Below are 9,129 nucleotides of genomic sequence, written 5' to 3'. Positions count from 1 at the left end.
GTGTGTACCCGACGTTTTTTACCTTCACTCATTTGCTGTCATCCTTTCACGGACCACAGCTTAAACCATCGTCTCAGATTCGGGATCCACTATAGTCAGCCCATTGCCGGTGAGGCTGTTGTTGGGGCCGAAGCCGGCAACCGTCAGAATCGGCGGATTCGGCGGCAGCGAGCCGTCGTCGAGCGGTTCGACATGGGCCAGCGGCTGGGTGGAGAGCTGGGTGCGGATCAGCACCTCAAGCGTGGTGACCGTGCCGCCCTTGCTGACAGCGATGCTCGCCTTTTGGTCGACCCCGGTGTCGCCAGGCGTCCAGAAGCGCAGCGTACCGTCTTTGATCAGGGCTTCGCTCACCGCGCCCGATGGGACCACCGAGTCGGCCCCGTCGGCCAGGCCGATATCGGCCAGCGACAGCACCACCACCTCCGCAGGTTTGACCGCGGCCAGTTCGATCGACGCTGCTGCCGTAAATTTCCATACCAGCTTGGACGGCTCGAAGGCGGTGCTTCGGTCGAGGCGCAGCACAATGACATCGGTGCCGGGCGTTACGGTTGCGCCGGCGCCTATCGCGCCCGCCGCAACGCTGCCGTCAACGATCGTTGTTCCGGCAGGTGCGCTGGTCAGGGTTGCCAGCACATTGCTGCCACTGGCGAGCCCAGTGTTCTTGACGCTGACGCGGTAGGTATAGTCGAACACGGTGCGCGAGACGCGCGTTTCCATAATTTTTTCCAGGCCCGCGATCTGGAACTGGTCGCCGGCCACATCGGCCGTCACCGCCGCCAGCATCTTGGGCGCCGGTGCTGCGCCCTGCGGCGCGTCACTCGAGCCGCAAGCGCTCAGGGCCGCCGCAAGCAAGACTGTCACGGCTGCCCGGATGGGCAGTAACTGCAATCCAAAACGACGCGGGTTCATTTGCCACCCCTTGCAATAAATAGTTTGCCCTTGGCCGCGCGCGGTACTGCCAACAGCGCCAGGACCCCCAGCAGCAGAAGCCATGCGGTGCCAGGCAATGGAATGGCTACCGGGCCTTGCGTCAGTCCGGCATCAAGTTCGATAAACGAGAGCGGATCGAGAATCGAAAACATCTGCGCTCCCGGCACACCCGTGCCGAAATAATCGAACGTGACGGCAAAGCCGAAGGCGCTGGCGGATGGGGCAATAGCGCCGCCGATGGCAAGCGCATCATAAAACCCGGCGGCGGGGATGCCGGCGTCAGGCTGGATGACCAGAATATCCCAACCTGCAGGGGTTCCAACGCTGGAAAGCTGGCCGTACAGAGACTCGTTGAAGAAAAGCGTGAATTCTTCGAGCGGGACTGCCAGCGTGTCATTTGTCACGGTGTAGTCGTAACGCCACTGGTTGGCACCGAGTGCCGTCGCGGTATAGGCGATTGTCGTTGCCTGCGCCGCTGACATGCACAGACACGCCGCTAACATGAACCTGATAAAGAGTTTTACGAAATAGGCCATGGGAACCCCTAGGGAGACGCTGATTAATTCGGCCGCTCCGGTTCCCGCCGGTGCCGCAACCTGAGACAATGACGCTACGTTCCTCGCCCGCCATCGATCATGCAAAAGAGCTTCTCCGACCTCGAATACGCCGCCAAGAAAAAGCTCACGCGGCGCGACCTTTTTCTCGCTGAGATCGAAAGCGTGACACCGTGGAGCATGCTGCACAAACTGGTCGAGCCGTTCTATCCGAAGGTCGAAGGCGCTGGCCGTCCACCGATCGGGCTGGCGCGAATGCTGCGGATGTATGTGGCTCAACAATGCTTCGGTTTGTCGGACGAAGGTATTGAAGACGCGATCTATGACAGCCAGGCCATTCGCGCTTTCGTCGGCATCGATTTGGGCCGCGAGTCGGCGCCAGACGCGACGACGCTGCTCAAGTTTCGTCACCTGCTCGAAGCAAAAGATCTGACGCGCCAGATCTTCGATACGATCAACCGACACCTCGCCGAAAAGGGTCTGATGATGCGCGAGGGGACCATTGTTGACGCCACGCTGATCGCCGCGCCACCATCGACGAAGAACAAGGATGGCAAGCGTGATCCGGAGATGCACCAATCGAAGAAGGGCAATGACTGGCACTTCGGGATGAAAGCGCACATCGGCGTTGATGCTGCGTCTGGCCTGGTGCACACCGTCGTGGGCACGGCTGGCAATGTCTCCGACGTGACGCAAGCACATGCGCTTTTGCATGGAGACGAGACCGCTGCACTCGGCGACGCAGGCTATCAGGGCGTGGAGAAGCGCCCCGAAAATGTTGGCAAAGCAGTGACCTGGCATGTCGCCATGAAGCGCTCCAAACGCAAGGCGCTTCCCAAAAACAAACTGGGCCGCATGACGGAAAAACTGGAGCATTTGAAGGCCAGCGTGCGCGCGAAAGTCGAGCATCCGTTCCATGTCATCAAGAACCTGTTCCGTCATCGGAAGACGCGCTACCGCGGCCTGGCGAAGAACACCGCGCAACTGTTTACTCTGTTTGGCTTCGCCAATTTAGTGCTGGCTGGCCGGCGATTTAGGGTCACTGAAACCCGAGTTGCGTCCTGAGCGCCAAAAGGCGCAAGGGATACCGCTATATCGCATAAAAACAGGCTGTAGTGATCTCTAAAAACGAGATCGCAGGTGGAGCGCAACCGCGTCGCAAAAAAACCTCGGAGACGCAAAAATCGTCAATTAATCAGCGTTTCCCTAAGTCATTGATTCAAATAGGAAGTCCGCTACTGCCGTTATTTCGGGCAAGTGCATCGCCCACCGCCCGACGCTATCGATTGCCAGCGATGCGTTCGAGGCGGCCGGCTTTGCCGGCGACCCTGCCACCGGCGCGCGTTTTAAGACAGTTGATCGAGGTTCGCTGCCAGCAGCACCTGGCTGCGCCCAGATGTATTCAAGCATGCTGTCAAGCAGCGGACCTCCCAGCACCACGTTGAGGGCGTTGCCGTTGCCGGTTGCGCACCAGCAGCGCAGCGATGGCAACCATTCCGGCGAACACAGACGTTGTCGGGCGCCGCTGGATCGAGGAGGGGGCATCCTAAAGTTTGAGATGGTCCAGTGTAATTCCGAACTACCCACAATCTACAAATATCTAACAAATTATAGCTATGTATAAGTCAAATAATATATACTTAGGTATAAATTCATAGAGATGGGGGCGCCGTGGATCCTGTAAGAAATCCTTTTGCTCCGGGCGCTGGCAGTCGCCCGCCTGAACTCGCTGGGCGGGATGCGATTATCAACGATGCACGCGTTGCCATTGAGCGCGCATTGCTGGGCAAGCCTAGCCGCTCACAGATGTTCCTGGGGCTGCGTGGCGTCGGGAAAACCGTATTGTTGAACGCGGTCGAGGTGATGGCGATTGAACGAGGCCATCTGACGTCCAGCATTGAGGCGCCAGAACGAAAACCGCTGGGTGAACTGCTCTTGCCACGGGTACACCAGGTGCTGCGCAAGCTATCGCTTGTCGACCATGCTAAGAGCAAGGCCTATGACGCAATGCGGGCCCTACGATCGTTTGCCTCCGTGTTCAAGTTTGAATACGGGGATCTGACAATCGCAGTCGACGCCGAGGTGGGTGTGGCCGATAGCGGCGACCTGCAAAACGATCTCCCCGAGCTGTTTGTTCGCGTGGGCGAGGCCGCCAAGGCCGCTGGTAAGGCCTGGACACTGCTCATCGATGAGGTGCAGTACCTCAGCCAGAAGGACTTGGCGGCGCTTATCGTGTCGATGCACAAAATAAATCAGAGCGGACTGCCAGTCCTGTTTTTCGGCGCCGGACTGCCCCAAGTGGCAGCATTGTCGGGAGAGGCCAAATCCTACGCGGAGCGACTGTTCCACTATCCCGATGTCGGTGCCCTGCCCGAAGTAGATGCCAAGGCAGCAATCCGCCAACCGGTTAATGAAGAAGGTGCTGTTATTGATGAACTAGCCCTGGATGAAATTTTTTTAAAGACCAAGGGTTATCCGTACTTTTTGCAGGAGTGGGGCCATCAGTCCTGGAATCTTGCTGTCGGCGATACCATTACGCTACATGACGCCAAGGAAGCGGAGAGAACGACGCTTAAGCGCCTGGACGAAGGTTTTTTCAAGGTCCGCTTTGACCGGCTGACGCCGAAAGAGCGTGAGTACGTGATTGCCATGGCACGGTTGGGGAGCGGCCCCTACCGTTCGTCAGATGTCGCGGATGCGCTCGGTGAGTCCGCGCAAAGCTTGGGACCACGCCGGGCGCAAATTATCAGCAAGGGAATGATTTACAGTCCGTCTCACGGGGACGTTGCTTTTACTGTTCCCATGTTCAACGACTACCTCACGCGCAACCTGGCCCATCTTGGGTGATTGAATTCCGGGTGCTGCATGGCGCCCTTGAGCAGCCTAACGACCAACAAAAGAATTATCCCGGTGAGAAACTTGGCGTGAAGGATGGGCAAAAACTGGTCATATAAAAGTCAGGAGCTGAGGCATTTATGGCCAGCATTGACGCGTCGCTTCAATGTGAACTGTGATGCGATAACAGGTTTTGTAGTTTTGCCTGGCGAAAGCATTCATAGACCAGTTCGGTAATGGTTTCGAAGCATCAAGCTTGTGGTACGCGCTTGTTTTATGAGGCATTTCCAAAGTGTGACGCATTGCGTCACGACTTGAACTGGATCCACGATCCCGCATCTTTGCGGGTCGATAAGGAACCGCCTATACAGCGATACCCGTGGTAGCGAAGCGTTCACGATAGAGCTTTGGTGTGATCCCCAGCTTTTTCTGAAACACCCGGCGCATGTGCGCTTCGTCGGTGAACCCGGCGCGCGCCGCCACGGCCTTCAGCGACAACGTCAATTCCGCCAATAACGCGGTGGCGCCCTCAAAACGGCAGCGCTCGATAAATTCCTGGGTGCTGACGCCCACTTCCTGCTGGAACACCCGGGTGAAGTGGCGTTCGCTCATCATGGCCTTCTGGGCCAGCTGCGCCACCGTCAGCTTTTCCTGCAAGTTATCGAGGATCCAGTTCTGCAGCTCGCGGATATTGGGCCGCGTCGTGCGTTCGTTGAGCAAGTGGGCGCTGAACTGCGACTGTCCGCCCGGCCGTTTCAGAAATACCACCATCTCGGTGGCCACCTCGAGCGCCAGTTCCCGTCCAAAATCTTCTTCCACCAGTGCCAGCGCGAGGTCGATACCCGCCGTGACGCCGGCCGACGTCCAGACGTGGTCGGCGCGTACAAAAATCGCATCGGCGTCCACCTGGACAGCAGGATAGTCGGCTTGCAGTCGCTCCGCCACGCCCCAGTGTGTCGTGGCGCGCCTGCCGTCGAGGGCGCCCGCCGCCGCCAGGAAAAACGCGCCCGAACACAGCGAGGTCAAACGCTTGATGCGCGGCGCCACGGCCGCCACCCAGTCGATGATGGCGGCGCTTTCGGCCAGTGCTGCCTGGATATGGCGTGCCCCAACGATGATTGCGTTATCGGGCAGGGAAAGGGTGCTCAGCGCCTTGGTGGCGTCGAGCGACATCAGCGTATCGGAGCGCACCGGACCCACGGCGCACGAGGCCACCCGCACGTCATAGCCCGACGCTTTGCCGCGCCGCTGAAGGTGCAGATTCGCATACTCGAACACGGACATTGGCCCGATCGCTTCGACCGCCTTGAACCCCGGGTACACGATGATATCGACAGTGATGGCGGCGCTTGGGGAGGACAACTTCATGGTGTGATGAATATGGATGTGCGGAAAATCCGGTCATTATGGCATCAATTCCGGCCATTCTCGGCCCGGTTTTGCCGTTCGGAGATGGTGCGCGGTCAGAATGGCCTGGCGTTATTCACCAATTCTTTTACGGAGTACATCCATGAAAACCAAAGCAGCAGTAGCCTGGCGCGCCGGCGCGCCACTGACCATCGAAGAAGTCGATCTGCAGGGACCGCGCGAAGGCGAGGTGCTGATCGAGCTCAAAGCCACCGGCATCTGCCACACCGATTATTACACGCTGTCGGGCGCCGACCCGGAGGGCCTGTTCCCGGCCATCCTCGGCCATGAGGGCGCAGGCATCGTGGTCGACGTGGGACCGGGCGTAAAAACCCTGAAAAAAGACGACCACGTGATTCCGCTATACACGCCGGAATGCCGCCAGTGCAAATTCTGCCTTTCGCAAAAAACCAATCTGTGCCAAGCGATCCGCTCGACCCAGGGCCGTGGCCTGATGCCCGATGCGACCAGCCGCTTCTCGCTCGACGGCAAGCCGCTGTTCCACTACATGGGCACGTCCACGTTCTCGAACTACATCGTGGTGCCGGAAATCGCGCTGGCCAAGATCCGCGAAGATGCGCCGTTCGATAAAGTTTGCTACATCGGTTGCGGCGTCACCACCGGTGTGGGCGCGGTGCTGTTCTCGGCCAAGGTCGAGGCGGGTGCCAATGTCGTCGTGTTCGGCCTCGGAGGTATCGGCCTGAACGTGATTCAGGCCGCCAAGATGGTCGGTGCCGACAAAATCATCGGTGTCGACATCAACCCGGCCCGCCAGGACATGGCGCGCAAGTTCGGCATGACCCATTTCATCAATCCCAATGAAGTGGAAAACGTCGTCGATGCGATCGTCCAGCTGACCGATGGCGGCGCCGACTACAGCTTCGAGTGCGTCGGCAACACCACCCTGATGCGCCAGGCACTCGAGTGCACCCACAAGGGTTGGGGCAAGTCGTTCATCATCGGCGTGGCCGCAGCCGGCCAGGAAATCTCCACCCGGCCTTTCCAGCTGGTGACGGGGCGCGAGTGGCGCGGTTCTGCCTTTGGCGGCGCCCGTGGCCGCACCGACGTGCCGAAGATCGTCGACTGGTACATGGAAGGCAAGCTCAATATCGACGACCTGATCACGCACCGCCTGCCGCTCGAGCGCATCAACGAAGGCTTCGACCTGATGAAATCGGGCGAATCGATCCGCTCCGTCGTGCTCTATTAAGGCGCCGGCCATGCTTGAACTGATCAGCGAACACGCATGCTTCGGCGGCGTCCAGCGTTACTACCGGCACCGGTCCTGCGCCATTGGCCTGCCGATGCGGTTTGGCGTCTTCCTGCCAGCGCAGGCAAACGATGGCAACGTGCCCGCATTGTTCTGCCTGGCGGGTTTGACCTGCAACGAGGAAACCTTCGCCACCAAGGCGGGCGCGCAGCGGCAGGCGGCCGCCTTGGGAATGATGTTGATTACCCCCGACACCAGCCCGCGCGGCGCGAACGTGCCGGGTGAGGGCGACGCGTGGGATCTCGGTATCGGCGCCGGCTTTTACGTCGACGCCACCGAGGCGCCCTGGAGCACTCATTACCGCATGTACAGCTATCTGCTGGAGCTGCATGCACTGGTGCTGTCCGATTTGCCGGCCGACGCCGACCGGGTCGGCATCATGGGCCACTCGATGGGCGGCCATGGCGCGCTGGTCCTGGCGCTACGCAACCCGGCATTGTTCAAGTCGGTGTCGGCACTGGCGCCGATCAGCGCGCCCACGCAGGCACCTTGGGGCCACAAGGCGTTCTCGGCCTACCTGGGGCCGCGCTCGCCTGCCTGGGATGCGCATGACGCCAGCGTGCTGATGGCCGGGCGGCGCCAGCCTTTCCCGCGCGGGATCTTGATCGACCAGGGTCTGGCAGACAAATTCCTGCCCGACCAGCTGTTTCCCGAAGCATTCGAAGCCGCTTGCGCGGCGGCCGACCAGCCACTGACCTTGCGGCGCCATGCCGGCTATGACCACGGCTACTACTTCATCGCCACGGTCATCGACGATCACCTGAAGTTTCACCACGCAGCATTGATTTCATAAGGAGTAATACCATGAGTACCGAGTACACGATCCATCCGGCCATCGGCCAACAACGTCCACCTGCGGCGGCCAATTTCACCGGCGGCAAGCTGCTGTGCAAATGCACCAGCGACCAGGTCGAAGTCACCATCGCCAGCCAGACGGCACACAACCACGCATGCGGCTGCACCAAGTGCTGGAAGCCGGAAGGCGCGCTGTTCGCACAGATCGCCGTGGTGGCGCGTGACAAGGTCAGTGTCACTGCCCACGCTGAAAAGCTGAGCGTGGTTGACGCCAGTGCGACGATCCGTCGCCACGCTTGCAATGTTTGCGGCGTCCACATGGTCGGCCGTATCGAGAACGAAGCGCATGCCTTCTTCGGCCTCGATTTCGTCCACACCGAACTCTCCAATGAGAGCGGTTGGTCGCCGGTGGAATTTGCCGCTTTCGTCTCGTCGATCATCGAGTCGGGTACCAACCCGGCCGACATGGCCGGCGTGCGCGCTGCGTTGGCCAAGCTGGGCCTGCCTTATTACGATTGCCTGTCGCCGGCATTGATGGATGCGCTGGCTACCCACGCCGCCAAGGCCAGCGGCGTGTTGCAATAAGCGTTTTGCCATAGGCGGTGAAATTTGCGCTGAACGTGGCGCTCACTTGATTTGAAAAGATGTATCAAATGGATGCTACGCTTCGCGCAATTTTACTGACCACCACGCTGTCCGGGGTGGTCAGCATTTCCGCCGCCGCTTTTATATCATTCGGGCTGCTGGCCCGGATGGCTGAACGCATGGTGAGCCTGTCGGTCGGCATTATGCTGTCCACCTCGCTGTTACACGCCATGCCGGAGGCTATCGAATCCAGAGTCGCGCCGATCAGCCTGTTTGCCACGCTGCTCGGCGGCCTCCTGACTTTTTTCATGCTGGAAAAAATGGCGATCGTGCACGGCGCAACGCCGGCTGATACGTCCCACCCGGCGCAAGCGGCGGGGCACGGTCATCACCACGGCAGCCATGGGACGACGCGCAGCGCCTGGATGGTGCTCGTTGGCGACGGCCTGCACAATTTCACCGACGGCATCATGATTGCCGCCGCGTTCCTGGCCGATCCGCCGCTTGGCATCCTGACCGGGATGGCGATTGTGGCCCATGAAATCCCGCAGGAAGTGGGCGACTTCGTGGTGTTACTCAATTCCGGGTATAGCCGGGCGCGCGCCTACCTGTTCAACCTGTTGTGCAGCCTGATGGCTCTGGTGGGGGGCGTGCTTGGGGGTTCTGTCGCATTGTTGATCAAACGGCGGAGTTTTCCCGGCATGGCACATGGCCCTCAAACAGGACGGACCTTGCCCGCCAGCGCATAAAATT

General features: G+C 59.9%; 9 protein-coding genes. 6 read left to right on the top strand and 3 right to left on the bottom strand.

Features of this window, described 5'->3' with window-relative positions:
- Positions 1 to 60: 60 nt before the first annotated feature.
- Both AC0Z42_RS29595 and AC0Z42_RS29590 read right to left on the bottom strand, forming a co-directional pair.
- Entirely contained in the window at positions 61 to 909 is an 849-nt protein-coding gene (locus AC0Z42_RS29595; RefSeq protein WP_485471628.1) for a hypothetical protein, read from the bottom strand.
- Complete coding sequence (locus tag AC0Z42_RS29590) at positions 906 to 1,466, bottom strand: hypothetical protein (protein WP_485471627.1); 561 nt, start codon at positions 1,464 to 1,466, stop codon at positions 906 to 908. The genes AC0Z42_RS29595 and AC0Z42_RS29590 overlap by 4 nt, the downstream gene beginning before the upstream one ends.
- 99 nt (positions 1,467 to 1,565) lie before the next feature.
- Between AC0Z42_RS29590 and AC0Z42_RS29585 the strand changes: the two genes are divergently transcribed.
- Both AC0Z42_RS29585 and AC0Z42_RS29580 read left to right on the top strand, forming a co-directional pair.
- Positions 1,566 to 2,549 carry an IS5 family transposase gene (locus AC0Z42_RS29585; protein ID WP_379738148.1) on the top strand — a complete coding sequence of 328 codons (984 nt, stop codon included), beginning with the start codon at positions 1,566 to 1,568 and terminating at the stop codon, positions 2,547 to 2,549.
- A 606-nt stretch (positions 2,550 to 3,155) separates the two neighbouring features.
- On the top strand, positions 3,156 to 4,331 hold the full coding sequence (locus AC0Z42_RS29580) for an AAA family ATPase (RefSeq protein WP_485471626.1): 1,176 nt from the start codon (positions 3,156 to 3,158) through the stop codon (positions 4,329 to 4,331).
- Positions 4,332 to 4,682: 351 nt separating this feature from the next.
- Here the strand turns inward: AC0Z42_RS29580 and AC0Z42_RS29575 are convergent, their stop codons facing one another.
- On the bottom strand, positions 4,683 to 5,687 hold the full coding sequence (locus AC0Z42_RS29575; protein WP_485471625.1) for a GlxA family transcriptional regulator: 1,005 nt from the start codon (positions 5,685 to 5,687) through the stop codon (positions 4,683 to 4,685).
- 142 nt (positions 5,688 to 5,829) lie between these two features.
- On the opposite strand from AC0Z42_RS29575, the gene AC0Z42_RS29570 reads away from it, so the two are divergent.
- The 4 genes from AC0Z42_RS29570 (at position 5,830) to AC0Z42_RS29555 (ending at position 9,125) form a co-directional block, all read left to right on the top strand.
- A complete protein-coding gene (locus tag AC0Z42_RS29570; protein WP_076573245.1) occupies positions 5,830 to 6,936 on the top strand; it encodes an S-(hydroxymethyl)glutathione dehydrogenase/class III alcohol dehydrogenase in 1,107 nt (368 codons plus the stop codon).
- A 10-nt stretch (positions 6,937 to 6,946) separates the two neighbouring features.
- Positions 6,947 to 7,789, top strand: coding sequence for an S-formylglutathione hydrolase (gene fghA, locus AC0Z42_RS29565; protein WP_485471624.1), 843 nt, complete (start codon positions 6,947 to 6,949; stop codon positions 7,787 to 7,789).
- Between the two features lie 11 nt (positions 7,790 to 7,800).
- Positions 7,801 to 8,376 (top strand): S-(hydroxymethyl)glutathione synthase, encoded by a 576-nt coding sequence (gene gfa, locus AC0Z42_RS29560; RefSeq protein ID WP_485471623.1) that lies wholly within the window; start codon positions 7,801 to 7,803, stop codon positions 8,374 to 8,376.
- 68 nt (positions 8,377 to 8,444) lie between these two features.
- Positions 8,445 to 9,125 (top strand): ZIP family metal transporter, encoded by a 681-nt coding sequence (locus tag AC0Z42_RS29555; RefSeq protein WP_485471622.1) that lies wholly within the window; start codon positions 8,445 to 8,447, stop codon positions 9,123 to 9,125.
- Positions 9,126 to 9,129: the final 4 nt, after the last annotated feature.

The sequence above is a fragment of the Janthinobacterium sp. 1L-D-8-B-C4 genome (genome assembly GCF_057291295.1).
Note: the sequence above shows the minus strand (reverse complement) of the source record. Positions and strands in the feature narration are given on the sequence as shown.